Origin of the sequence: Rhizobium sp. F40D2 (assembly GCF_051810745.2) — a bacterium.
Taxonomy (GTDB): domain Bacteria; phylum Pseudomonadota; class Alphaproteobacteria; order Rhizobiales; family Rhizobiaceae; genus Rhizobium.
Window position 1 is genome coordinate 900,679 of record NZ_CM131436.1, and the last position, 23,853, is coordinate 924,531.

General features: G+C 59.5%; 20 protein-coding genes and 2 pseudogenes. 13 read left to right on the top strand and 9 right to left on the bottom strand.

What is annotated here, in order from left to right:
* Window positions 1–3: 3 nt before the first annotated feature.
* A complete protein-coding gene (locus ACS4RS_RS04270) occupies window positions 4–714 on the top strand; it encodes an ATP-binding protein (protein ID WP_439008578.1) in 711 nt (236 codons plus the stop codon).
* Window positions 715–733: 19 nt separating this feature from the next.
* Here the strand turns inward: ACS4RS_RS04270 and ACS4RS_RS04275 are convergent, their stop codons facing one another.
* The 3 genes from ACS4RS_RS04275 to ACS4RS_RS04285 form a co-directional block, all read right to left on the bottom strand.
* On the bottom strand, window positions 734–1,171 hold the full coding sequence (locus ACS4RS_RS04275; RefSeq protein ID WP_439008577.1) for a response regulator: 438 nt from the start codon (window positions 1,169–1,171) through the stop codon (window positions 734–736).
* A 31-nt stretch (window positions 1,172–1,202) separates the two neighbouring features.
* The gene (locus ACS4RS_RS04280) at window positions 1,203–1,907 is read right to left on the bottom strand and encodes a LuxR C-terminal-related transcriptional regulator (RefSeq protein ID WP_439008576.1); all 705 of its coding nucleotides are present in this window, start codon (window positions 1,905–1,907) and stop codon (window positions 1,203–1,205) included.
* A gap of 474 nt (window positions 1,908–2,381) precedes the next feature.
* Window positions 2,382–2,759, bottom strand: coding sequence for a response regulator (locus ACS4RS_RS04285; protein ID WP_439008575.1), 378 nt, complete (start codon window positions 2,757–2,759; stop codon window positions 2,382–2,384).
* A gap of 193 nt (window positions 2,760–2,952) precedes the next feature.
* Between ACS4RS_RS04285 and ACS4RS_RS04290 the strand changes: the two are divergent.
* From ACS4RS_RS04290 to ACS4RS_RS04305, 4 genes and pseudogenes are all read left to right on the top strand, one after another.
* A pseudogene (locus ACS4RS_RS04290) lies at window positions 2,953–5,093 on the top strand (sensor histidine kinase).
* On the top strand, window positions 5,080–5,505 hold the full coding sequence (locus tag ACS4RS_RS04295; protein WP_003584210.1) for a response regulator: 426 nt from the start codon (window positions 5,080–5,082) through the stop codon (window positions 5,503–5,505). Before ACS4RS_RS04290 ends, ACS4RS_RS04295 begins: the two are co-directional and overlap by 14 nt.
* Window positions 5,506–5,509: 4 nt before the next feature.
* A complete protein-coding gene (locus ACS4RS_RS04300) occupies window positions 5,510–7,105 on the top strand; it encodes a response regulator (RefSeq protein WP_439008574.1) in 1,596 nt (531 codons plus the stop codon).
* Between the two features lie 21 nt (window positions 7,106–7,126).
* Window positions 7,127–8,743 (top strand): annotated as a pseudogene (locus tag ACS4RS_RS04305) (VOC family protein); the annotation flags it as partial.
* Here ACS4RS_RS04305 and ACS4RS_RS04310 read toward each other — a convergent pair.
* The 3 genes from ACS4RS_RS04310 to ACS4RS_RS04320 all read right to left on the bottom strand — a co-directional run bounded on the left by ACS4RS_RS04310 (window position 8,744) and on the right by ACS4RS_RS04320 (window position 11,724).
* Window positions 8,744–9,649 (bottom strand): EamA family transporter, encoded by a 906-nt coding sequence (locus ACS4RS_RS04310; protein ID WP_439008572.1) that lies wholly within the window; start codon window positions 9,647–9,649, stop codon window positions 8,744–8,746.
* Between the two features lie 109 nt (window positions 9,650–9,758).
* Entirely contained in the window at window positions 9,759–11,195 is a 1,437-nt protein-coding gene (locus ACS4RS_RS04315) for an FAD/NAD(P)-binding protein (protein WP_439008571.1), read from the bottom strand.
* 100 nt (window positions 11,196–11,295) lie between these two features.
* Window positions 11,296–11,724, bottom strand: a complete 429-nt coding sequence (locus ACS4RS_RS04320) for an OsmC family protein (protein ID WP_439008570.1) — start codon at window positions 11,722–11,724, stop codon at window positions 11,296–11,298.
* 145 nt (window positions 11,725–11,869) lie between these two features.
* Here ACS4RS_RS04320 and ACS4RS_RS04325 point away from each other — a divergent pair, with 145 nt between their 5' ends.
* From ACS4RS_RS04325 to ku (ACS4RS_RS04335), 3 genes are read left to right on the top strand one after another with little or no spacing between them, the layout of a single operon-like run.
* On the top strand, window positions 11,870–12,130 hold the full coding sequence (locus ACS4RS_RS04325) for a hypothetical protein (RefSeq protein ID WP_439008569.1): 261 nt from the start codon (window positions 11,870–11,872) through the stop codon (window positions 12,128–12,130).
* 14 nt (window positions 12,131–12,144) lie between these two features.
* The gene (locus ACS4RS_RS04330) at window positions 12,145–12,378 is read left to right on the top strand and encodes a DUF2188 domain-containing protein (RefSeq protein ID WP_439008568.1); all 234 of its coding nucleotides are present in this window, start codon (window positions 12,145–12,147) and stop codon (window positions 12,376–12,378) included.
* 18 nt (window positions 12,379–12,396) lie between these two features.
* Window positions 12,397–13,248: a non-homologous end joining protein Ku gene (gene ku, locus ACS4RS_RS04335; RefSeq protein WP_439008567.1), complete on the top strand. Its 852-nt coding sequence runs from the start codon at window positions 12,397–12,399 to the stop codon at window positions 13,246–13,248.
* 44 nt (window positions 13,249–13,292) lie between these two features.
* Here ku (ACS4RS_RS04335) and ku (ACS4RS_RS04340) read toward each other — a convergent pair whose 3' ends face one another.
* Window positions 13,293–14,096, bottom strand: coding sequence for a non-homologous end joining protein Ku (gene ku / locus ACS4RS_RS04340; protein WP_439008566.1), 804 nt, complete (start codon window positions 14,094–14,096; stop codon window positions 13,293–13,295).
* Between the two features lie 447 nt (window positions 14,097–14,543).
* Here ku (ACS4RS_RS04340) and ACS4RS_RS04345 point away from each other — a divergent pair, with 447 nt between their 5' ends.
* The gene (locus ACS4RS_RS04345; RefSeq protein ID WP_439008565.1) at window positions 14,544–15,878 is read left to right on the top strand and encodes an O-antigen ligase family protein; all 1,335 of its coding nucleotides are present in this window, start codon (window positions 14,544–14,546) and stop codon (window positions 15,876–15,878) included.
* Between the two features lie 101 nt (window positions 15,879–15,979).
* Here the strand turns inward: ACS4RS_RS04345 and ACS4RS_RS04350 are convergent, their stop codons facing one another.
* Window positions 15,980–17,125: a right-handed parallel beta-helix repeat-containing protein gene (locus tag ACS4RS_RS04350; protein ID WP_439008564.1), complete on the bottom strand. Its 1,146-nt coding sequence runs from the start codon at window positions 17,123–17,125 to the stop codon at window positions 15,980–15,982.
* Between the two features lie 588 nt (window positions 17,126–17,713).
* Here ACS4RS_RS04350 and ACS4RS_RS04355 point away from each other — a divergent pair.
* On the top strand, window positions 17,714–19,558 hold the full coding sequence (locus ACS4RS_RS04355; protein WP_439008563.1) for an SGNH hydrolase domain-containing protein: 1,845 nt from the start codon (window positions 17,714–17,716) through the stop codon (window positions 19,556–19,558).
* A 55-nt stretch (window positions 19,559–19,613) separates the two neighbouring features.
* Here ACS4RS_RS04355 and ACS4RS_RS04360 read toward each other — a convergent pair whose 3' ends face one another.
* The gene (locus ACS4RS_RS04360; protein WP_439008562.1) at window positions 19,614–20,264 is read right to left on the bottom strand and encodes an alpha/beta fold hydrolase; all 651 of its coding nucleotides are present in this window, start codon (window positions 20,262–20,264) and stop codon (window positions 19,614–19,616) included.
* A 137-nt stretch (window positions 20,265–20,401) separates the two neighbouring features.
* Here ACS4RS_RS04360 and ACS4RS_RS04365 point away from each other — a divergent pair, with 137 nt between their 5' ends.
* The 3 genes from ACS4RS_RS04365 to ACS4RS_RS04375 all read left to right on the top strand — a co-directional run bounded on the left by ACS4RS_RS04365 (window position 20,402) and on the right by ACS4RS_RS04375 (window position 23,601).
* Window positions 20,402–21,430, top strand: coding sequence for a substrate-binding domain-containing protein (locus tag ACS4RS_RS04365; RefSeq protein ID WP_439008561.1), 1,029 nt, complete (start codon window positions 20,402–20,404; stop codon window positions 21,428–21,430).
* Window positions 21,431–21,552: 122 nt separating this feature from the next.
* Window positions 21,553–22,413 carry a tyrosine-type recombinase/integrase gene (locus ACS4RS_RS04370; RefSeq protein WP_439008560.1) on the top strand — a complete coding sequence of 287 codons (861 nt, stop codon included), beginning with the start codon at window positions 21,553–21,555 and terminating at the stop codon, window positions 22,411–22,413.
* Window positions 22,414–22,425: 12 nt separating this feature from the next.
* On the top strand, window positions 22,426–23,601 hold the full coding sequence (locus ACS4RS_RS04375; RefSeq protein ID WP_439008559.1) for an IS91 family transposase: 1,176 nt from the start codon (window positions 22,426–22,428) through the stop codon (window positions 23,599–23,601).
* Window positions 23,602–23,853 lie beyond the last annotated feature (252 nt).

The following is a 23,853-nucleotide window of genomic DNA, read 5'->3' on the forward strand; positions in this document are numbered from 1 at the left end:
CAGATGTCATCAAACCCGACGAGACGGCCGGAAGAGGACGATAGCAGCGAGGAGCGCATCAAGCGTTTTCTCGCAACCGCCTCGCACGATCTGCAATCGCCGTTGCGCCATATCGCCATGTATGCCGAACTGCTGCTCGACGATCTTGAGGCAGCGCTCGACGGCGAACAGCTTCAGAGCCTCCGGATGATCATGGAAAAGGCGCAAGCTGCGCAGCGCCTGACCAAGGCATTGATGAGCCTTGCCGGCGGAGCACCTCAGGTGACGCCCGAAGAGGTCGATCTGCAGGCGCTGGCCGAAAATGTCTGGGGCGAACTGACCGACGAAACCGCGGTTTCCGATGCGACGCTGGAAATCCAGGGCCTGCCCTTCCTCAGGAGTGATCCTGCCCTGCTCGGCCTGGTGCTGAGGCATCTGCTGACCAATGCGCTGACTTATCGCAGCGAAGCGCCGCTTCATGTGGTCATTAGCGCGGAGCGGGAGGTGGCGGATTGGTTCATCCGGATTTCCGACAACGGGGCGGGCATCGATCCGGTCTATCAGGAGCGGATCTTCGAGCCGTTCTGGAAATTGCCGAAGGCGGGAACGGTGCCGGGCGCTGGCCTCGGACTGACGACGGCGCGGGAGTTTCTGGCAGCGCTTGGCGGCGATCTCAGCCTCGAACATTCGGATCAAAGCGGCAGCCGCTTCCTCATTCGCCTTCCGGTCGCCTGAGCTTCACGCACGCATCTTTTCAGATGCTGTAATCGTCCTTCCAGAAATCCGGGACGTCGTAGGTGACATATTCGCGGATGATGTGCTGCAGCGTCTGGGCATCGATTTCGTCCTTGCCGATGCGGAAATCGACGCCGTAATCCGGGAATTCCTGGAAATAGCCGCCCGATATGTCGGTCGAGACGACGCCGATCGGACCGGTGAAGCCGATGCCGCGCAGTTCCGGCACCGTTTCGCGGAAATCGGCGTTCGGCAGAAGGCGGTTGTCGAGCAGGATGAGATCGAAACGCGCCAAGCGGATCTTTTCCAGCGCGTCACCGATCGATGGCGAATATTCAACCTCGACGGCCGGCTCGGAGAGATCGGCGATCTTCTTCTTGAGCGCACGGAATTCGATGAATTCATCGTCGACGAAGAGAACCTTCACGGCATTCTTTCGCACAGCTTCGGTGGTCATCGACTTAATTTCCCCCATCCCGAAACCAGCTTCACGTGACCAAGCCGTTCCGCAAGGCGATCGCCACCATGTGAACGCGATTGACAGCGTCAAGTTTGCGCGCAGCCGCGGTGATGTGCGAATTGACCGTATGTTCGGAAAGACCGAGAATGATGGCGATCTCAGCCGACGTCTTGCCTTCGCTCGTCCATTTGACGATCTCCTGCTCGCGTTGGGTCAGCCGTCCGGACATTTCCTGTGTCAGGATTTCCTCATAAAGCTTGTCGAAAATCCGCATGGCGTCGAGAAGCATGTCGGCGACCTCGCTCTGATCCGGCTCTTGACGCTCGCCGCTGAGCACGAGGCAATAGCGCCGCCCTTCGGGGGTGAACAGCGGGATGAACAGAAAGACGCCGCTCAGGAACTCGTTGAAAACGAGATCGGAGCGATAATCTTCCGGTCGCGCGCTCCTGCCATGAACCGGCGTTGCCAGAAACTGGGCGGACTTTGCCCGGACGGTTCCGAGCGCTTCCTTCAACGTCGTGATGAAAAGGCCGACACGCCGCTCGGCGACATTGGTGATGACGATATCGCGTTCCCCGAAAGGGGCCGAAGCCTCGGAAATGCGGGCAAGCGCGAAGTTATCGAAGTTGTAGTGCTGAGCCGCCGACTTCAGCAGCCGGAAAAAATCGGTGCGGTTGATCGCCCGGCTCAGCTCCGGTCCGGCATGAAAGGGAATTGCCGGGGCGTTGTTCATTCCCACTCTTCCTCTCTTCGATGCCTCCGATCCCGAAATCTTGGGATATACGTCTTAAACGCGAAGAGCTACAAAAATTACGAGAAGGTTGATGACGAATATCGAAACGGGGACTTTCGGCATTCAAAGGCGGAAATCATCAATCATCTCAACTACAGGTGATGCACGGGCAGATTTTACTGAGTGCAGTAGTTCTTACCTGGGTATCGTATTCTTCCTGCATTCAACATCCATGAATGCGGGTAGGCAGTGCCAGACGTAAGCGCGAGAGAACCGACAGACCCATTCAGCTAAGGGGTTGGCTGATGTTCGTGGCGGCGAACGCGGGTCGATCGGTTCTCTCAGCGCTTATTTCGCCTATCATTTCCTTCGCTTCGGTTGCATCTTGTGGTGCGTCCTCGACCTTGTCAATCGCGGTTCGTCATATGGTTGGGACATAGGACGGGGAACAGGTTACCGGGCCTTCGCCGCTTCCTACATCTCAAGATTGAGAATAATCCCCGCAAGGTCAAGCGGCTTTTCCAGATAGGCATCGGCGCCGGCCTCAAGCGAGCGCGCGCGATCCTCGGTAGCATCCGAGCCGCTGCAGATGGCAAGCCGCATCGCCTTGAAACGGTCGTCCCGGCGCAGCCTGCTCACCAGGGCGATGCCGCTGTCGAGCGGCATATAGAGATCGGCGACCAGCAATTCCGGCAGCGCCCAGCCTTCCGCCGCGCGCTGCTCCAGCGCCGCCAGCGCCGTCTCGGCGGTCGAAAAACAGAATAGATCGACCTCTATCTGCTGCTTTCTGCGGATATAGTCGAGATAGAAGAGATCATCCCTGCTGTCGTCGACGTAAATTATGGTTGGCATTCAGCACCATGATTTGGATATTGTTCGATGAACCTTGCTGTCCTTCGACGTCACGATATCGCGATTTCGCGAAAATTCGATCCGTCTTGTCGAAAAATCATTTCGCAAAAAGCACGGCGCCGTTCTCCCCTGCCTATTGAGTATTCCTCGATTTCGGAAAAAATGGCCGCGCGAACCGAGGAGGAGATGACGGGTGCAGGATAGTGGCAACGTGGACCTGCAGGACCAGCGGCAGCGGCAGCGCTACCGTGGCTTTGCGATTGCGGTCGGCTGCCTGATGTTCCTGCTCGGAATGAGCGGCCTTGCCGGCTGGCTATTGCAGATCGAGGTGATCATTTCGCTGGTTCCCGGCTTTCCGTCTATGGCCTTCAACACCGCGCTCTGCTTCGTGCTGTCCGGCCTGGGGCTTGCGGCTTCGACGCTGGCCACCCGTCGCTTTCTCATAGCCGCAACGATCTTGACAGGAGTTGCTGCGGCGATCGCCGCGGCCCGGCTCTTGGAAATCGCCACCATCGGCCGGACGTTCCACAATATCGACCTGCTGATCACCCGCTTCGTCATTCCGCCAAATTTCATCGCGCAGATCGGCGGCGGCATGGGCCCGAACACGGCGCTGGTCTTCCTGATCGCCAATCTTTCGCTGCTGCCTCTCTCTACGTCGAGAGGAGAAGCCAGGTGGTGCAGGAACTGACGAGCTACATCGTCATCACCCTCGGCATGATCGCGCTCGCCAGCTATGTCACCGACGCCGAACAGGGTTACCGCTGGGGGCCCTATGCGGCGATGGCGCTGCATACGGCGGTCGGCATGGTGATCTTCGGCTCGGGCCTGCTCGCGCGCTCCTGGTGGTTGCAGCCGGCAAACCGGGCACAGATTCCGCTCTGGATCCCGGCTGCGGTCTGCTTCACAGGTCTTCTTGTCGATCTCTACACGCCGCTCGGCGTTGCCAACGGCATTCTCTATGTGCCGCTGGTGCTGACGGCGCTCTGGTTCGGCAACAGGAATGCGCCGCTTTTCTTCGCTTTTGCCTGCACCGTGCTGTTGATGCTCGGCTTCTTCGCGGTCAGGCACGACGAGGCGGCATTCTGGCAGGAGATCGCCAACCGCACGATAACGGCTGCGACGCTCTGGCTGATCGCGGTCCTCGTCTTTTACTTCATGCGCAACAACCACAACCTCGAAACCGAGCGCGTCCGTTTCGGGGCGCTGGTGCGCGGCACGCCCGATGCCGTTATCGTCATCGACGAGGGTGGAACGATCAGGAGCTTCAACCCGGCGGCTGAAAGCATGTTCGGTTACTCGCCGCAGGAGACGATCGGCCGGAATATCAAGATGCTGATGCCCGAACCCTATCATTCCGAGCACGACGGCTATCTCGCTCATTACCGGGAGACCGGCGAGGAGCGTATCATCGGCACGACGAGGATGGTCTCCGGACGACGCAGGAACGGCGTCGTCTTTCCGATCGACGTTTCCATCAGCGCCGTCGCCACCGGCGATGCGAAGATCTTCGTCGGCATCGTGCGCGATATCAGCGAGCGGGCCCGGCAGGAAGAGCGGATGAAAACGACGCTTGCGCAGCTCGAGGCCTATACGGCCGAACTCGAGCGCAGCAACCACGACCTCGACGAGTTCGCCTATATCGCCTCGCATGATCTCAAGGAACCGCTGCGCGGCCTGCACAACCACTCCCGATTCCTGCTGGAGGACTACGAAGACAAGCTCGATGTCGACGGCGTGCGCCGGCTGAACCGGCTGGTGCGCCTCAGCCAGCGCATGGAAAAACTTGTCAACGACCTGCTGTATTTCTCCCGGCTCGGGCGGCAGCAGCTGGCGGTCAAACGCACCGATATCGGCCTGATCGTCAAGGATGTCGTCGCGACGATGGAACTGCTGCTCGAGGAACGCCATGCCAAGGTCATCATCGACGGCCAGTTGCCGGATGTGGTCTGCGACGCGCCGCGCCTGACCGAAGTGTTCCGCAATCTCATCACCAATGCGATCAAATACAACGACAAGCCGGCGCCGCTGGTATCGATCGGCTATCTCGATCGGTTCGTCGGCCAGGACGGCACGATTGCCCGCAACGTGTTTTTCGTCAGGGATAACGGCAAGGGCATACCCCAGGAATTCCATGAGGACATTTTCCGCATTTTCAAACGGCTGGAAAAGTCGCAGGATTCCGACGACGGCACCGGAGCAGGGCTCACCTTCGTCCGCAAGATCATCGCGCGGCACAATGGCGATATCTGGCTGGAATCCGAGGTCGGCACCGGCACCACATTCTACTTCACTCTGGGAAAAAAGCGCGAGGGGCAGAATGCAGCAGCGTGATACGCAACCGATCCTGATCGTCGAGGACAGCGAAGACGATTTCGAAGCGACGATGCGCGCCTTCAAACGCACCAACCTGCGCAACTCGATCCGTTGGGCAGCCTCGGGGCAGGAAGCGCTCGACATGCTGGCCGTGATGGTGCCGAAACCGGGGCTGATCCTGCTCGATCTCAACATGCCGGGCCTTGACGGCCGCAAGACGCTGGAGGCGATCAAGTCGAACGCCGGCTGGCGCAAGATCCCGGTGGTGATCCTCACCACGTCCGACGACGAGCGGGATATCGAGGGCTGCTATGCGCTCGGCGCCAATACCTATGTGCAGAAGCCGGTCGATCTCGACGGGCTGTTCGCGGCGATCCAGCGGCTGAAGGAATACTGGTTCGAAATCGCCATCCTGCCGCTTGAGGACTGACAGATTGGCGGAAGAGTGCAGCATTCTCATCATCGACGACAATATTGACGATCGCGAGGTCTATCGCCGCATATTGGGCCGAGTCTCGAGCACCGCCTATAGCGTCCTGGAGGCGGAGACCGGCGAAGAAGGTCTTGCGCTGAACGGCCGCAAACGGCCGAACTGCATCCTGCTCGACTATTCGCTGCCGGGTCGCAACGGGCTGGGCGTTCTCGCCGATATCCTGGAGAACGATCCCGCCGCCAACGTCATCATGCTGACCGGCCAGGGCAGCGAGACCGTCGCCGTCGAGGTGATGAAGAGCGGCGCGCGCGACTATCTGACCAAGGATTCGCTGTCGCCCGAAACACTGCATCGCTGCATCCAGAACGCCATCATGCACGGTATGCTGGAAGCGCAGCTGGAGCAGAAGCGGCAATCGCTCGAGATCTTCACACGCGCCATGGCCCATGATCTGAAGGAGCCGCTCAGGACGATCAAATCCTTCAGCCGCATCCTGCACGGTTCTGCAGCGCTTCCGGCCGACGACCGGGAACTGCTCGATTACGTGCTGAGTGCCGCCGACCATATGGAAGATCTGATCGTCAAGGTCTCGGGCTTCACCAGGCTCGAAGCCTCCGGCGGGCCGGAGCTTACGCCGGTTTCGCTCTCTGCCGTACTCGACCAGGTGGAGGACAATCTGCGCCAGCAGACCGAAAGCCGCGGCGCGATCATCATCCGCGGAGCGCTGCCGGTGGTCATGGGCGATGCGACGCTGCTGACCCAGCTCTTGCAGAACCTCGTGTCGAATGCCATCCGCTATTGCGAGCAGAAGGTTCCGGAGGTCACGATCTCAGGCGAAGCCCATGGCGATTTCTGCCGCCTCACCGTGCGCGACAACGGGCCTGGCATCGATCCTCAGCATCGCGAACTGATCTTCCAGCCGTTCAAGCGCCTCGTCGGCCGTGGCATCGAGGGTACCGGGCTCGGCCTTGCCATCTGCCGCCGCATCGCGCAGCTGCATGGCGGCTCGATCTGGTGCGAGGCGGAGGAAGGCCCGGGCGCCACCTTCATTCTCGACGTGCCGCTCGCCGAGACGAGGCCCGAGCCGCCGCCTGCGGCGGCCATCCCGCACAGCCACAAACCGCCGGAGCAGCCAGGCGAAGGCGAAGGCAGGCTCGCCGAAGTGCTGTTGGTGGAGGACAGCCCGGCCGATATCCAGCTTCTGAAAATCAAGCTGATGCGGCGGGAGAAGGTGAATTTCAACCTGCATGTCGCCACCAACGGCCGCGAGGCGATGCGGCTGCTCGAAGAACGGGCCTGTATTGCCGAGGTGCCGCAGATCGACCTGATGCTGCTCGATATCAACATGCCGATTATGGACGGCTTCGAGGTGCTGCGTGCGCTTTCCACCGATGTCCGCCTCAATCAGATTCCCGTCTGCATTCTCAGCACGTCAAGCGATGACAGCGACAGGCAGCGGGCCAGAAATCTCGGTGCGCGCGCCTATATGGTCAAGCCGCCCACCCTGCAGCAACTGGAAGCGGCACTCGAATATGTCGATCATCTGGAATTGCTGCAGCGCGGCGATTCGCTTGCGCTTTGTGCGGAACAAAACTAAGCGGTGGTCATTGGCAACGGTATGACCTTCGCAGCTCTCATACTCGCGCTCCTGACGACTCCGCTTCAATCAGGACTGCTTCCGATGGTATCAGGCATACATCACGTCACGGCCGTCACCCGAAAGGTGCAAGCGAACGTGGACTTTTACGCAGGTTTTCTCGGCCTGCGGCTGGTCAAGCAGACGGCCGGCTACGAGGATGCGACGCAACTCCATCTGTTCTACGGCGATGCGGCAGGAACGCCCGGTTCCCTCCTCACCTTCCTCGCTTGGGAAGACGGTGCGCCCGGCCGGGCCGGCTACGGCCAGATCAGCGAAATATCACTGTCGATCGACCCGGCGAGCATCGGCTACTGGCTGACGCGCGCCATGAGCTTCGGCTTGCGCTCGGAAGGACCGGCGGACGAATTCGGCGAACCTGTGCTCCGGCTGAAGGATCCCGACAACATCATCCTCAAGCTCGCAGGTGCAAAGACCTTGGTATCGCCGGCCGCCTGGCACGGCGCCTCGATCCCCGCGGAGCACGCCATCCAGCGCCTGCGCGGTGCGACCATACTGACGGAGAAGCCGGCCGAGAGCCGCAGCTTCATCGAGAGCCATTTCGGTTACCGCTTCCAGGCCAATCGCGGCACAATCGACAGGCTGGTTTCGCAGTCCGGCGACGTCATCGACGTGCGCGATGCCCGCGGCTTCTGGGCCGGCGCGCCGGGCACGGGGACCGTCGATCACGTCGCCTTCCGCGCTTCCGACGATGAGACGCTGCTTTCCGTCCGCAGTGCCCTGGAAGCCACCGACGCATCGCCGACCAACCTGCATGACCGCAAATATTTCCGATCGCTCTATGCCCGCGAGCCCGGCGGCACGCTGATAGAGCTTGCGACCGACAAGCCGGGCATGATCGTGGATGAAGAGCAGGCCGCTCTTGGGACGAAGCTGTTCGCACCGCCCGAAGCGATCACCAATCTCCATGAGCTGAAGGTCGTGCTGCCGCAGTTTGCAATGCCCGGCCAGCCGCGCATCAATTACCGCGAGCTGCCTTTCGTCCATCGGTTCTATACGCCGCCGGATCCCGACGGCAGCGTCTTCGTGCTGCTGCACGGCTCCGGCGGCAACGAGACGACGCTGATGCCGCTGCTCAACAAGGCGGCGCCACGGGCGACGCTGCTCGGCGTGCGCGGCCGGGCGACGGAGGAAGGGTTTCCGCGCTGGTACAAGCGCATTACTCCCTTTTCCTTCGACCAGAACGACATCAAGACCGAGGCGGAGGCCTTCGCCGCCTTCATAGAGGGCGCCGTCAAATCCTACGGGCTCGACCCCCAGAAAGTCGTCTATGTCGGCTACTCCAACGGCGCCAATCTGTTGAACTCGCTGCTCTACCTGCACCCGAACCTGGTTCACAAAGCGGTGCTGCTGCGCTCCATGCCGGTTCTCAGCGACTATCCGCATGCCGATCTCAAAGGCACCGACTTGCTCGTCATCAGCGGCAAGACTGATGCCTATGGCAAATATGCGAGCGAGCTGGAAGACCGGCTGAAGAGTTCGGGCGCCACGGTCGATTCCGACGTCATTCCCGGCGGTCACGATCTCGGCGATGCAGATGTGCCGATCATCCAGAAATGGCTGCTGCAGGAAAACCGCTTAAACCTGAACGCGGGAAGCGCGGGCAACCAAGATGCCGGCGAGCACGACGGCGGCGCCGAGCGCCTGCATCGTCCCGATCGCTTCATTCAGCAGCCCCCAAGCAAGGATGGCCGCGATGACCGGCTGCAGCAGCAGCGTCAAAGAGGAAAAGGCTGGCGGCAGATAGGCCAGCGCATAGGTGATCGCCACCTGTCCGCCGGCATGGCTGATAAAGGCGAGACCGAAGAGGATCGACCAGCCATAGAGGCCGGCGGGCAGCATCTGACCTTCGTAAAAGAAGCCGATGGGGAAGATGAAAATGGCAGCGGACGCCGTGCTCCACATCATGATTCTGATCGTATCGAAGCGGCTGCGCAGCCTGCCGATCGCCAGGATATAGCAAGCGTAGAAGAAGGCCGCGATCATCGCAATGCCATCGCCGCTGAGGTCGCCAATGCCGATGGCTGCCGGCCCGCCCTTCAGAACGACGACGCCTGCCAATGCCAAGGCAAGCCCGAGCAAGAAAACGCCGCTGATCCTCGCCCCGAAAAAAACAATGGCGATCACCGTGACGAAGACCGGCGCGAGGTTGGCCAGCAGCGTCGCATTGGCAACCGAGGTCATGGTGAGCGAAAGGTGCCAGGCGGCGAGATCGAGCGACAGCATGACGCCTGGCAGGATCAGCATGCCGTAGTCGGAAAGGCGTTGCGGCTTCGCCCCCGCATCCTTCTTCATGAGCGAGACGATGAAGATCGGGATCAGTGCCAGCGCCACGCGCCAGAAGGCCGTCGCCATCGGCCCGACCTCGGAGAGCCGGACGAAGATCGGCGAGCCGCCGATAGCCGCCCCGCCGAGAATAAGGGCTGCAAGGGCGAGGCGATTGGAAGGCGAGGCTTCGGAAAGGGTGGAGGCAGCCTGCGACATGATCTCGATATTTCTGGTCGCCCGAAAGCAGGGCGATGGGATGTTGGCTGCCGTGAGTATCAGAAGTCGATCATGAACGACAGCCGCCAAGCGACATAGGAATGTAAAATCAAGCCGGATGCGTGTTTGCCGCGTCTGTCCGCAGCTTTCCGGCAATCTCGCTCGCGACAAAGAAGGCATGCTCAGTCACCTGCGGAAGGCCCATCAGCTCGCCAAAGGTGCCGCGCGCCAGTGGGCCGGAGATCAGCAGCGATGGATCCGCCTCTCCTGACGGGCCGATCGCCTCCGAATGACCGGTACAGGCAAGGCCGAGGCCGGTGGGATCGAGCGACAGGTGGCCGTTTGCCGCAAGGTCTGCAAGCCAGGGCTGGGTTTCGAGAATGCCGCCATGGGCGGGGCCGGTGGTGACGATGACGGCGTCATAACTCCGCTCCAGCGGCAGGCGCTGCTGCCGCGGCTGCAGGGTGCACAGGATGAACTCACCCTCGATGCGCGCATCGGCAACGGAGCCGGCAAGGATCTCGAGCCGGCCGGCAGCAATCGCCGCGTCGAGCACGGCCTCGACCTGCGGGGCGATGCGGAACCGGTGCACGTCCCAATAGGGACGCAGATGGCGGACGAGGCGGCGGCGTTCGCCAACCGGCAACGCCTGCCAGAGATCATATCCCTGCGCCCGCACCTGATCGATCACGCCGTGCCAGCTGATGCCCTCCGCTTTTGCCGCATCGATGGCGGCGCGGATTCTTGCCAGCAGCGAGCTGGCGGAACGCGCCGCATCGACAAGGAAATCGCCGAAGAGCGGCTGCGGCATCGGCGCATGCCCGCGTGAACGCAGGCCACGGCGCGAGATCGCGGTCACCGGACCGTCATGTTCGCGCTCGGCAAGGGAGGCGATGACATCGGCCGCCGTCAAGCCATTGCCGATGACCAGCACCCGGTCATGCGGGCGGATGACCTCGAGCGCGCCTGGTTTGGTGGTATCGGCGATGAAACGCGGATGAGCCGCGAGCCGGCTCGCCAGCCGGGCGGGGGCTGCGGGTGCCGGATGGCTGGTGGCGATCGCGACGATATCGGCCTCGGTCACGCCGCCTCGATCGTCGCGGATCGTCCAGCGGCCGGCACGGCGCTCGACGCCGGTGACCGCGACGCGGCAATGACGCACGCGACCGTCTTCCAGCAATGGCTTCAGCAGGGAGGCGACATATTCGCCGAACAGCCGGCGCCGCGGGAAAAGCGAGCCATCGGGCTGTTTGGCCTTGGTGTCGCCGGCAACGCCATCGCGGGCTTCGATCCAGGCCTGGAATTCGCCCAGATCGTCCGGCTGCAGGCTCATCTTGGCGGCCGGGACATTGATGCGGTGCGCCGGATCATCCGTGTCATAGGCAAGGCCGCGGCCGAGCTCGGCGCGCGGCTCGAAGACCAGGATGACGAAAGCTTCGCCGCAATTCGCCCGGGCGAGATGATAGGCGACGCCGGCGCCGGAGACGCCGCCGCCGATGATGGCGACGACAGGCCGTTCGGATTTCGGGAAAGGCTTGGACTGCATGGTGGCCGTATCATCGCTTTCGATGCCCAAGCATAGAAGCCGGGCGTGGGCCGCGCAATCCTTTGCCGGCAATTGTCTATAAATATTATATAGATTGAGCCTATGCCGATATCGTCGTCGAAAAATCTGGGTTGCCGCGGATCGTATTGCTCACCGTGCAGATCTCGTGTTCGGCCGCATGGACGATTTTCTGCCGGGTCTCCTCATCGATATCGCCTTTGATCGAGAAGGCGATATTGAACCTCGCAACACGCGAAAGGCCTTCCGTCGCCTTCTCGCCGGTGACCTTGGCGGTGATGTCGCTGATCCTGTCGAGAACGCCCATCTGGCTGGCGGCCATGCGGGCGCTGAGCACAAGGCAGGCCGAGAGCGAGGCATAGAGCAGGTCGAGCGGATTGAAACCCGGCTGCGAAGGCGAGGTGACGATATCGATCTCGCCCTTGGTGGCGGAGGTGACATGCGGAAAACCGGTGCGGCCGAGAGCGGCGGTGGCGCCGGTCGGGCGGGGGCGGGCCTTGAGATCGACCATGATGAAATCCTTTGACGAACATTCTGCAGATGGCAATCGCCGCCCGGCGCCGCAAGAGGCATGTGCCACGCATCGGTTTCGGAACCTTTCCATCCGTCATCAGTTGATTACACCTGAACGAAATCCGTGACAAAGGTGGATTGCGATGCCTGATGTCCGCAGTATGGATCGCCAGGGCCGGCAAATGGACGCCCGCGATCGGCTGATCGCCGCGCTTTATGCGCAGCTGAAGGCCGAGCGCGAAACACGCGAGACGCTGGAATGGGCGATCCGCAACGGCGCCGTCTCACGAGAGGTGCTGGAGGCGATCGCGGCCGATCCGGTGCCTGTCGTCACCAGCGAGGATATCGCCTCCGTGGAGAAGATCATCGCCCTCGACGAGCGGCGCAAACCAAATCGCAACTAAAGAGGAGATCCGAAATGGCCGATATTACCTACCAGGTCGTGCCGCATGACAATGGTTGGGCTTACAAGCTCGGCGACACGCTTTCTGAAACCTATGCCACGGCCGATGAAGCGATCGTTTACGCCAGGGATGCCGCGTCGCGCCAGAAGATCGGCGATGGCGATGCGCTTCTCGCCTATCCCGCGCCCGACGGCCGCGGATGGGCCTTTCAGGAACTCGAAACCGACAAGAGCAACAGTCGGGTCTGATCTGCGACGGAGGATGGAATGGCCGCGCGGGCAAGCTGGAAAGGTCATCTGAAGGTGGGCGACCTTGCCTGCGCCGTCGGGCTTTACACCGCCATTTCCTCCTCCGACCGCGTCTCCTTCAACATCATCAATCGCAGGACCGGTCACCGGGTGGAGCGGCAATTCATCGACAGCGAGACTGGCAAGCCGGTCGAGCGGGACGACCAGGTCAAGGGCTACCAGCTGGAGAATGGCGATTACATCGTCATCGAGGGCGACGAGATCGCCGCACTCATGCCGGAAAGTGACAAGGTGCTGAATATCAAGGCTTTCATCGCCTATGACGGCATCGACAAGCTCTATTTCGACCGTCCGTACTATCTCGCGCCCGTGGACGAACATGATGAAGAGGCGCTGGCGTTGATTGCCAGGAGCATGCTTGACGGCAAGGTCGCGGCGCTTGCCGAAGCCGTGCTTTTCCGACGCAACCGGACGCTGCTGATCCGCCCGCAAGGTGACCACATCGTCGCGACCATGCTCAACTTCGACTACGAGGTGCGCTCGGCCGACAGCGTCTTCGACGACATTCCCGACATCAAATTCGACAAGGAGATGCTCGAACTTGCAGGCCATATCCTCAAGACTAAGCAAGGCAGCTTCGACCCGAGCGAATATGAGGATCGCTACGAAGCTGCCCTTGTCGAGTTGGTGAAGGCGAAAATCGAGGGCCGGGCACCGCCAAAGAAGAAGCAGCCGCCGGAACGCAAGGTCGTCGACCTGATGGAGGCGCTGCGACAGAGCGCTGGGGTGAGCGGCAAGGCCGCTGCAAAGAAGGCGCCGGCGAAGAAGGCGACGGCGCGCAGCGACAACCGCAGCAAGAAGGCGAGCTGAGCTGGCTCTCGAGACCTGTCGGGTGAAATGCCCCCACGTTTTCGCTAATGCGGTTTGCGCCCATCATCCGCGGCAAGGCTCTTCTTCAGCGCATCCATGATGTTGATGACGTTGCCGGTCGATTTCACCGGTGCGGGCTTTTTCGCGGGCGCGGCCTTCTTCAGGCTCTTCTGCTTGCCGCGGATCATCGACTTCAGGCGCTTTTGGATCGGATCCTGCACCATGGCCGGGCTCCAATCCTTGGTCTCTTCCTTCACCAGCTGTTTCATCAATGTCAAAAGCTTGCTGTCGATCTCGGCCTTGCTGTCGAGTTCGGCCACAGGTTCACGCACCTCGTCGCCATAACGCAGCGTCCAGAGAACGATGCCCTTGCCCTGCGGCTCCAGGAGCACGGCACGCTCGCGACGATAAAGCACCAGACGGGCGATGCCGACGACATCGTTTGCCTTCATCGCCTCACGGATGACGCAGAAGGCTTCCACCCCGACCTTATCCTCGGGCGCCAGAAAATGCGGCTTGTCGTACCAGATCCAGTCGATCGAGCCGCGCGGCACGAAACTGTCGATCTCGATGGTGCGGGTGCTTTCGAGCCCGACCTCCTCGATCTCCTCGTCTTCAAGCAGCACATAGTCGTCCTCGCCGCGCGGATACCCTTTCACCTGATCCCTGTCGGCGACCGGCTTGTGGGTGACGCTGTCGACATAGCGGCTTTCGACGCGATTCTTCGTCTGGCGATTGAGAACGTGGAAGCGCACCTTGTTGCTTTCGGTCGTCGCCGGCGTCAGCGAGACGGCGGCCGTCACCAGCGAGAGCTTGAGGTAGCCCTTCCAGAATGTCTGACGTGCCATGTCTGTCTCCCGGACACGGTTGGACATCGCATTCAACGGCGGAGCCGATGTTTGGTTCCGAAAATTGGGTTCGCCGTAAAATCGCCTGGGTAGTGCCAATAGTCCAGAGTCGATCGGACGGTTAACGGCGCGACATGATGACATGATTATATCGGCTGGATTCGCGGAATGAGTTCGCTTAAAGTCGCGCCGCATGGCGAAGTGAGACGTGCCGCCTCAAGAAGCTTGGGGCCACTGGTCAAATTGCCCTGGCCAAATCGCCCACCGAAACGGGCAGTTTGGGAAACTAGGACGACGTTATCGAAACCGCCAAAAACGAATTCGTTCTTCGCGAGCGGAAGCCGAGGATGCGCAGATCAGTTCCCGCCTCCGTTCAATCGAATACCGGCATCGCCTTGATCGTGGCGAACAGCCGGGGTTCTGCAGATTGATTTATATGAGCCTTTAATGACGATAGAAAATGCAGCTTTGGCAAGACACCACTATCCGGCGGGCTACCACCGGCAGTCTGTGCCTCGGTGGCGCGTCCGGCGCGATGTGCTGGCAAAGCTGGTCCTTACGATAGCATTTTACACGTCTCTATGGCGGGCGACAGGCATGTGGTACGGCTTGCCTGCAAACTTCGACGACGGCGCCGCGGTCGACCCGCTGCCGATGAAAATATTGCTCTACGGCCTTATCCCTTTGTCAGGATTATATTTTCTGTTGGAACAGAAACAGTTCCTACGGGTCTTTTCAAGGTTTTCGCCGTTCATCGTGGTTGTCGGCATTTCGTGCCTGACATCGATCGTCTTCTCCATCGACAAGACCGCATCCTTAAAAGGATTGGCTGCGGTCATCGTTCTCGCCATCCCGCCTCTTCTGTACCGCGCGCGCTACGGCAATGTCGAAGCCTTCCGAGTCCTCGGGCGTTTTGCGATTGCCGCCGCATTCATCAACGTTCTCTACACGGCAGCTTTCCCACAATTCGCCATCATGCGCGGCAGCTATGCGGGCATGGTCAAAGGCGCATTTTATCATAAGAACACGTTGGGGCAGTTTTCCTCGATCAGTTTTGTCTGCCTGCTCTCGACGGAGAAACTCGGCCGGCTTCGTTACAGTACCCTGGTACGCTGGGCTGCAATGCTCTGCCTTCTTGCCTTGATTGTGGCAACGAAGTCCTCGACCGCTGTCGTCTTGACGATGTTCGGCAGCATGATGCTGTATGGCATTCGCGTTATTCACATTTACCCGAACCGTCTTTTCCGTTCCTTCGTCGTTTTCCTGTTGTTCGTGATCATCGGGTTCGGCGCCAGCTTCGTTTACCTCGGCGTGGCTTCAGCGGTTGCAGAAGCATTCGGCAAAGATATTACTTTCTCCGGTCGCACCAATATCTGGGAACAGCTATTGCCATTGATCTGGGATAGGCCCCTAACAGGTTATGGGTTTGCGATGTTTCGTCAGCCCGATGTCATGGAAGAGTACGTCAAGGTTACCTTCGATGCACGATCGACCCATAACACCTATCTTGAGCTAGCGCTCAATATCGGCATTCCAGGCGTTACCGCATGGACGTTGTTTGCGCTGACCCGCGTGTTCCGGAAGATGACAATCGTCGACCCCGATCCGGCAGAATCCGGCGCCAGGCGAAAGGAAATTGTTATCATCATCCTCATCATGCTTGGAGCCATGACCGAGGCAGGCATGATGCTGGCACCTTTCATTTGCTGGCCACATATGGTCATCGCACTCTCGGAACTGCGTCCCAGGTTGCGAACAAACCGGAATCAACGCCAGCCTTGAGGGAAGGTGTGTTCGACGTCTGGCGGTAGAGCGCCTCATTCCGTCGTTCTTGTCGCATCGGTCAATATCGTCGGCCGCCGGATGGGCATGCGAGCAGCCGTTCAAATCGAGAAATACCGCTTCTGCCAGGGCAGCATGTTTTCCTGCCACGCGCGCGGCGTGAAATCGTCATAAGCAGTCTCAGCGATCGCCAACATCCAATTCTGCTCCTTGCGGGCGAGCAAGACGCATGACAATTCCATGCCGGCTTCGACCGTTATCGATGGCCGGTTGGCGCCCGGTATATCGATCCCCTTATCACGCCACTGGATGCGGATTTCGTCGGGCTCGGATGTCCATTCACCTGAAGAAACGGAAGCCTTTCCGTCGGGCTTGAGGCGAAGCGGCGGCGCAGTGACGTTCAGAAAGCTGCCGTCATTGAAATAGTTGCCGTCAATTTCCCCCGCAGTCGCCTCCCCTTTTCCCTTCAGCAGAACGCCCTGCTTGCACCGCAGGAATACGTTGCGTCGAAAGCTTCCCGACCATGGTCGGTTGGCGAAAAAAGCGATGTCACATTCGCTGATGACGTTATCGTGGATATTCATATTTTTGCGGAAAGCCAGATTCTCATCGGAATAACCGCTCAAACTCACGCCGCGATTGCTGTTCTCGATCCTGTTGTCATAAACGTGGTGGCCGCCATGGCTGACTTGATCGCCAACTCCATAACCGAAGGAATAGTCGTTCATCCTGCCGTCGCGCATGATGTTACTGCGCACGACCGCATCGTCCCCGATCGATGAAAAAGAAAAATTCTTCCCGCCGATGAAATTATATTCAACGAGGTAGTTCCGGGTCCGGCCGCAAACCAGCGCACCCTTGTTCGAGGTGCTGGTCGGCCTTTGTAGAAAAAGGTTGCCCCGGACCACCACATTGGAACTTATGTAGCTATCTTTGTTTTCGTAGGCGAATTGGCAACAATCCGCTCCCTGGCCGGGCGCTGCGCCGACGCGGTTGTTTTCCAGCAAAACATTCGACGTCATCGTAAGGTAAATGCCGTCGCCGTTCACATTTTCTGTTTCGCAGCGCCTTACGACAAGATTCTTGCCGTTGTGAAATTTGAAGCCGCGCGGAGAATTCTTGACCACCACGTCTTCGACCACGGTGTCGGAAAAGACCTGATAAGCGACGCCGATATCCTCAGCACCGTCGATGACCTGGCCCCGTGTGGATGCTCCATGAATTTTCTTTCGCAAGATGGCGGGCATCAGATCTTCCTTCGATACGCTTGTCGCTCTCAATGGTGAGCGGCGGTGTGGCGGATGTTTGAATATCTGAAAATTATCTCAACCTGAACGGCCGCGGAGAATCTATGCAAATGGACCAATAGAAACAGTCCGCCCCGATTGTCGCCTTCGACCAGCCGATGCCCTTGAAGTGCGTTGAAGCCGAATCGCATCTCGGGTCCGGGATCGGTCGGCACCGGGCTCGTCACATGTTCGCCCGATTTTTCCTGCATGCCGTTCTGGCAACGCCGCCGCTGCATTTCAGCAGCCCATTTTAATCGCCCGTCAGTCTTCTTCTGTGACCTGAGTTGGGGACCGTTGAAAAGCAGCTGTTTAGTCAATCACTGTTGAGCTGATGGACGTCACTCTTCTCCTCGTCGGCGCCATCGGACCAGTGGTAAAATAAACACTATCTCGAAAACCTAGATGACCTTGCGCTCGCTCGCTGGGCCTCTATTTCTGGGCCGAAAGCGCCTATAGGGCGAGTGGTTTCATTTTTCCATGACTCTGGTTGCATATTGAACGGTCTCACGTTACGAAATCCCGGGAGGCCAAACACCGAGGCCGACAATGATTACGCATCGTCAAGATATCGACGGCCTGCGAGCCGTAGCCGTCATTTTTGTGATTCTTTATCACTGCGGATTTGATCGCATTCTCCCCGGCGGATTTATCGGGGTGGACATTTTTTTCGTGATATCGGGCTTCCTGATTACGAAAATAATCCTCGCCGAAGTGAGCGATGGCCGATTTTCGATCGGCAACTTCTATAGCCGTCGGGCCAAACGAATTCTTCCCGCTGTCGTGGCCATGTATGCTGTCGTGATGGCGATTTCGTATTATACGATGCTGCCTGACGAAAGCCTGCGGGTCTTCAAGTCCGTGACGTCCTCCGCGCTCTTTGCTTCAAATGCTTACTTTTATCTGACGACTGGATATTTCGATGATTCCGCGGAATTCAATCCGGTCCTGCACACATGGTCGTTGTCCGTCGAAGAGCAGTTCTACGTCATTTTTCCGCTGATCGTCATGGCAGCGAGCCGGTATGGGCGCAAGGCAACCGGGATAGCCATAGCGGGACTTTTCGCAGTCAGCATCATTGCTTCCATCATCGCTGTTCCAATCAACCGCTCTGCAGCTTTCTATCTTGTGCAATATCGCGCGTGGGAGCTGCTGGTAGGCTCCCTCATCGCAGCACCGGCATTGACAAAATTTTCCGATATGCGGATGAACAATGCGCTTTCGGCAATCGGCGCCTTGGCGATCGGCCTCAGCGCACTGCTATTGTCTAAAACCTCAGAGTTTCCAGGGTTGATGGCCTTGCCCGCGACGGCAGGCACGGCTCTGATCATCTGGGCGGGTCCAGGCACGCTGGTCAGCAGGCTTCTATCATTGCGGGTCGCCACCTCGATAGGTTTGATCTCCTATTCCCTCTATTTGTGGCATTGGCCGATCTGGGTGTTTTCGAACCAGTACGGGGCGTGGGAGCATGGCTGGCAATTGGTGCCCGTCGCTTTGAGTTTTGTCGTCGCATATTTCTCGTGGCGATTTATCGAAACGCCCTTCCGAACGATGCGATACCGGCCCCTTGTGTCCGTAGCCGCCGGGGCTGCCTCAATTGCCTCAGTAGCAATGCTGGCATTCGTCGGGCAACTCGCCGCCGATCAAATGAAGGACGACAACAAGCTCGTTGAGCGGGTGGCGGAATTTGCCGATTACGACCCCTCGAAAGCCTTCCGCAGTGGAAAATGCTTCCTTACGTCAAACGACGGTATCGAAAAATACGATCGCGATAGCTGCTTGGCTCTCTCAAATAATCAGCAAAACATAGCGCTCGTCGGTGATAGTCACGCTGCGCACCTATATCCCGGCTTGAAAACGCTGCCGGGAACAAACGTCCTTCAAGCCAACGCATCAGGATGCCGTCCTACTCTTGAAGCCGAAGGCGAAGAGCGCTGCCTGGAGCTCATGAACTACGTCTTCAAAGAGTTTTTGCCGAGCCACAAGGTCGATGTTCTCGTGTTGGCCGGACGCTGGACGGCAGATGACGTCAAACTCATCAGAAAGACGGTGGACTACCTGTCACCCTTTGCCAAAAAGATCGTCGTCTTCGGACCAGTGGCAGAGTATAAATCCTCCTTGCCGCGGCTGCTCGCTCACAGTCTCTATGAGAAGCAGCCATTTCATGCCGCCGATCATTTGGCGCCTCGGCAGCACATCGGTGTAGACATTCGCGACGCATTGGCCGGAAGCGGGGCAATGTACATCTCTACCTATAAGACGATGTGCAACCCCGATTGTATCGTGTGGACAAAAGGCGGTGACCCGGTGCAATTCGACTATGGGCACTTCACCGCTGACGGCTCCCGCCTGCTGATTTCAAAGGTCAAGCAGGACCTCACCGTTCAACGGTGAGGTCTTGCCCAAGCTGTGCGTTTTGAAACTGTCTCGATGAGGCAGCCGTCCGTGGTCAGTTCATAAACCGCCCATCCTGCAGAAACGACAGGGCTTGCCTCCACATAAGCTTGTTGACCGGCAAGAAAGTGTGGTTGGCGGGAATGACGATATGCGCCGCGGCGCCGTCGAGACGCGTGCTCTCCACCGACACCTTCCCATCATTCGGAATTCTGAGGCCGATGATCAGGGAAGAGACCGGGTCGATGGTCCGGTTCCCGGCGATGATGCCGAGTTCGTAATCGACAGTGCCGAACAGCTTGGTCATTGCGGTTTGATCGGTAATCAATTGCTGCCCTGCCGGTCCATAGAATTTCCTGTAGAGCGGCCAGGTTTTGAGGAAATCGGCAATCTCACTGCCATTGTTCGGCGTTCCGACCATGACCACTCTTCCCCGGTTCGACGGGCGATGGTTCCTGAGAAAAGCACGGATGATGAGCCCACCCATCGAATAACCGATGAAATGCACACGGCCGTCGCCTGCCTCCTTCGCAGCCGCGTCGATCTGCGGTCGAACGATGTCGACGAGATCGCCGATCGAAAACCTGGTGGAGGGGTAACCGACATTCACAACCCGATATCCCTTGTCGGACAGGAAGGCCGCAAGCTTCTCCATACTTTTCTTCGTCCGGGCAATGCCGTGAAAAAGGATGACCGTGTCGCTCATCAGGTGTCCATGAAATGGCTTGGTTGTGGCGTAGGAATTGCTTAGATCGGAATCGATTTAGGGATAAGTTGTGCAGCATTCAAACTGCTGTGGCGTCTGAAGACGCTCGGTGCTGCAAAAGAGAGAAATGCCGGCCTGTGACGACCAGCATCAGACATATCGCCAAACTTGCCGGAACGTCGGTCTCTTCGGTCTCGCGTGTGCTCAACAACAGCGGTTACGCCTCGCCTGAGCTCCGGGACCGCGTAGAGGCGGCGATCCGGGCACTGAACTACACACCCAGCAAGGGTGCCCGTATGCTGCGTGGTGCACCAAGCCGGATGATCGGGCTGATGCTGCCGTCGATTGACGTGCCGTTCTTCGGTATCCTCGCCCATGCCATCGAACAGGAATTGTTTCAGCACGGCTATCAGACGCTGATCTGCAGCACGGCGGAAAATATGGATCACGAGGCGCGCTACATTTCCATGCTGCTTGCCCAGCGCGTCGATGGCGTCATCGTCGCAAGCGCCTTCGGCAGCATCGAGCATTTCGGGGTGCTGCGGGGTGCCGGTATTCCGATCATCGCCATCGACCGCGAGCTGAGCGGCATCGCCGACGACGCGGTGATGGCCGATCACGAGGAAGGCGGACGGCTGATGGCGCGCCATCTGATCGGCCTCGGCCACCGGGCGATCGCCATCGTCGGGGCGCCGGCACACAGCCAGCCTATCCAACTCCGGCTCCAGGGCATCACGGCGGAAATGGCGAAAGACGGCATCACGCCTGCCGTCGTGGCGATGGCAGAAGAGCACAGTTTCGCGGAGACCTACCGGCTGGCACGCGAATTGCTGGCGTCTTGGCCTGAAATCACCGCGATCATCGGCACCACCGACGTTTCGGCGATTGCGGCAATCCATGCCGTCCAGGATCGCGGATATTCCGTTCCGACCGATTATTCGGTCGTGGGCTTCGACGACCTGCCGGAGGCAGCCTACGTCTTCCCACGGCTGACAACGGTCGCACAGCCGATCCGCAATGTCGGGCAGCAGGCAGCGCGGCTGCTGGAAGCGCTGATCGACGACCAGCAAACAGGAGGCGGATCTCGACAGGCTGCGATCGTCAAAGTGCCGGTCACGCTGATTGCGCGCGATTCCACCGGCCCCGTCCGCAGCACCATGCTCTAGGAGTCGTGGACTCTTGGGATTGAACGAAGCCGCTTTCGCGGCATTTGGAGGATCTGATTGCATGAAGCGCTCCTGATTGAAGGAATGGGCTGTTTTGCCCAACCTTCAATCAGGAGATGACGATGACGGAGATGAGCCCTCTACGCCGGCGCATGATCGATGACATGACGATCCGCAATCTTTCGCCAGCAACGCAACGATCGTATTTACATGCGGTAACGAAGTTCTCGCGCTATTTCGGGCGATCGCCAGACCGTCTTGGACTGGAAGACGTGCGCGCGTTTCAGGTGCATCTGGTTTCATCGGGCCTATCATGGCCAGCCTTGAACCAGACAGTTTGTGCCCTGCGGTTCTTCTTTGGCGTCACGCTTGGTCATGGCGAGATACCGGAGCGCATTGCCTATGCCCGGACACCGGCCAAGCTGCCGACGATCCTCAACGGCGACGAGATCGTGCGGTTTCTGGAAGCCGTTCCAAGCCTGAGGACCCGTACCGCACTGACGACAGCGTATGCGGCGGGGCTGCGCGCCTCGGAAGCTGTCCATCTCAAGGTCCGCAACATTGATGGCGAACGCGGCATCATCCGCGTCGAGCATGGCAAGGGCGGAAAGGATCGCAACGTCATGCTGTCAGCGCAGTTGCTCGCGATCCTGCGGGTCTATTGGCGGCTGGCGAGACCCGAGGTCTGGCTGTTTCCGGGTCGGGACGAGACCAAGCCCATCGACGTCCAGGTTCTGTATTCTGCCTGCCGTTCGGCGTGCGCCGCGGCCGGCATCGACAAAAGGGTAACGGTGCATACGCTGCGCCACAGCTTTGCCACCCATCTTTTGGAAAGCGGAACCGACATCCGCATCATCCAAGTTTTGCTCGGCCACAACAATCTGTCCACCACGGCACGCTACACGAAGGTTTCCAATACCCTGATCCGCAGCACGACCAGCCCGCTCGACCGACTGACGCTGGAGGTGGTGCCGCCAAGCTGAGCAAGTTTCGCCATGGCGGCGGGACTGGAGGTGGCGGATATTTTTCGCCGCCACGGGGAAAGATATCGTCAAGCCCACGACACCCATCTCGGGCGTGTCGAACGCCGGGTCATGAGTGCGGTCGAGATGTGCCGGACCGCTCGCCTGGGCGGGCATGTCCAGCAATGTCAGGACTGCGCGGCGTTCCGCATCGCCTATAATTCCTGTCGCAACCGGCATTGCCCAAAGTGCCAGGGACAGGCGAGCCGTGACTGGCTTGCTGCCCGACAGGCCGACCTTCTGCCTGTCGGCTATTTCCACGTGGTCTTCACCCTACCGCAGCAGATCGCCGCAATTGCCTTCCAGAACAAACATGCCGTTTACACGATCCTGTTTCGCGCCGTCGCCGAGACGTTGCGCAAGCTTGCTGCCGATCCCAGGCATCTGGGTGCAGAGATCGGCTTCATCGCGGTGCTGCACTCCTGGGGACAGAACCTCCATTTTCACCCTCATATCCACTGCATCGTGCCGGGCGGCGGATTGTCGGCGGACCAGTCCCGTTGGGTTCCCTGCCGGGCAAACTTCTTCCTGCCCGTGCGCGTTCTGTCATCCCTGTTCAGGCGGTTGTTTCTTGAAGAGCTGAAGCAGGCCTACGACCTGGACCAGCTTCGGTTCTTTGGCGATATCGCCGGCCTGGCCAATCCGGCGGCGTTCAATCACATTGTCAAAGAAACGCGGCGTGTCGCCTGGGTGGTCTATGCCAAGCCGCCATTTGCCGGACCCGAACAGGTGCTGGCCTATCTCGGGCGCTATACCCATCGCATTGCCATCTCCAATTCCCGCCTCGTCAGCATCGATGGCGATCGAGTCACATTCCGATGGAAGGACTATCGAACGGGCGGCAGGCAAAAGGTAATGACGCTCGATGCCCACGAGTTCATCCGCCGTTTCCTGCTTCACACCGTTCCGGACGGCTTTCACCGCATTCGTCATTATGGCCTGCTTGCCAATGGCCATCGGCAACTGAAGCTGGACCTGTGCCGAAGCCTGCTCGACGTCCCGCCGCCGGAACACCCGGTCGAAGAACCGGACACAAAGCCACCACCTTTGCTGCACCGCTGCTCCTGTTGCGGCGGAACCATGACGATCATCGGCGCGTGGACCCCGCTCCAGCCGGTACGTCGGCCAGCATGGAACGACAGTTCATGATCATACCACGCGCGCCATCATTGCAACGATCAGCGTCGGCATGCCGAAGAGCCGCGGTGCGAGTGCTTTGGCCAATCGTGCCCGAGCGACGTTTCGGTCGATGCAAACCAGCCGACAGGCGCGTCAAAGACACCGCAAATACCGGCAAGAATCTCCTTCCATACCTGTCCACGGGCTCCGGCAAGGCTCAACCCTGCAAAACGCCATCCACCGCTTCGGCTAAATCCCCATAGCGCCAAACAACCCGCGCCT

Bases quoted from the DNA above. Each gene is read 5' to 3' on its own strand.
- ACS4RS_RS04270 (WP_439008578.1), top strand. From the start codon at position 4: ATGTCATCAAACCCGACGAGACGGCCGGAAGAGGACGATAGCAGCGAG.
- ACS4RS_RS04275 (WP_439008577.1), bottom strand. From the start codon at position 1,171: ATGACCACCGAAGCTGTGCGAAAGAATGCCGTGAAGGTTCTCTTCGTC.
- ACS4RS_RS04280 (WP_439008576.1), bottom strand. From the start codon at position 1,907: ATGAACAACGCCCCGGCAATTCCCTTTCATGCCGGACCGGAGCTGAGC.
- ACS4RS_RS04285 (WP_439008575.1), bottom strand. From the start codon at position 2,759: ATGCCAACCATAATTTACGTCGACGACAGCAGGGATGATCTCTTCTAT.
- ACS4RS_RS04295 (WP_003584210.1), top strand. From the start codon at position 5,080: ATGCAGCAGCGTGATACGCAACCGATCCTGATCGTCGAGGACAGCGAA.
- ACS4RS_RS04310 (WP_439008572.1), bottom strand. From the start codon at position 9,649: ATGTCGCAGGCTGCCTCCACCCTTTCCGAAGCCTCGCCTTCCAATCGC.
- ACS4RS_RS04315 (WP_439008571.1), bottom strand. From the start codon at position 11,195: ATGCAGTCCAAGCCTTTCCCGAAATCCGAACGGCCTGTCGTCGCCATC.
- ACS4RS_RS04320 (WP_439008570.1), bottom strand. From the start codon at position 11,724: ATGGTCGATCTCAAGGCCCGCCCCCGCCCGACCGGCGCCACCGCCGCT.
- ACS4RS_RS04325 (WP_439008569.1), top strand. From the start codon at position 11,870: ATGCCTGATGTCCGCAGTATGGATCGCCAGGGCCGGCAAATGGACGCC.
- ACS4RS_RS04330 (WP_439008568.1), top strand. From the start codon at position 12,145: ATGGCCGATATTACCTACCAGGTCGTGCCGCATGACAATGGTTGGGCT.
- ku (WP_439008567.1), top strand. From the start codon at position 12,397: ATGGCCGCGCGGGCAAGCTGGAAAGGTCATCTGAAGGTGGGCGACCTT.
- ku (WP_439008566.1), bottom strand. From the start codon at position 14,096: ATGGCACGTCAGACATTCTGGAAGGGCTACCTCAAGCTCTCGCTGGTG.
- ACS4RS_RS04345 (WP_439008565.1), top strand. From the start codon at position 14,544: ATGACGATAGAAAATGCAGCTTTGGCAAGACACCACTATCCGGCGGGC.
- ACS4RS_RS04350 (WP_439008564.1), bottom strand. From the start codon at position 17,125: ATGCCCGCCATCTTGCGAAAGAAAATTCATGGAGCATCCACACGGGGC.
- ACS4RS_RS04355 (WP_439008563.1), top strand. From the start codon at position 17,714: ATGATTACGCATCGTCAAGATATCGACGGCCTGCGAGCCGTAGCCGTC.
- ACS4RS_RS04360 (WP_439008562.1), bottom strand. From the start codon at position 20,264: ATGAGCGACACGGTCATCCTTTTTCACGGCATTGCCCGGACGAAGAAA.
- ACS4RS_RS04370 (WP_439008560.1), top strand. From the start codon at position 21,553: ATGACGGAGATGAGCCCTCTACGCCGGCGCATGATCGATGACATGACG.
- ACS4RS_RS04375 (WP_439008559.1), top strand. From the start codon at position 22,426: ATGGCGGCGGGACTGGAGGTGGCGGATATTTTTCGCCGCCACGGGGAA.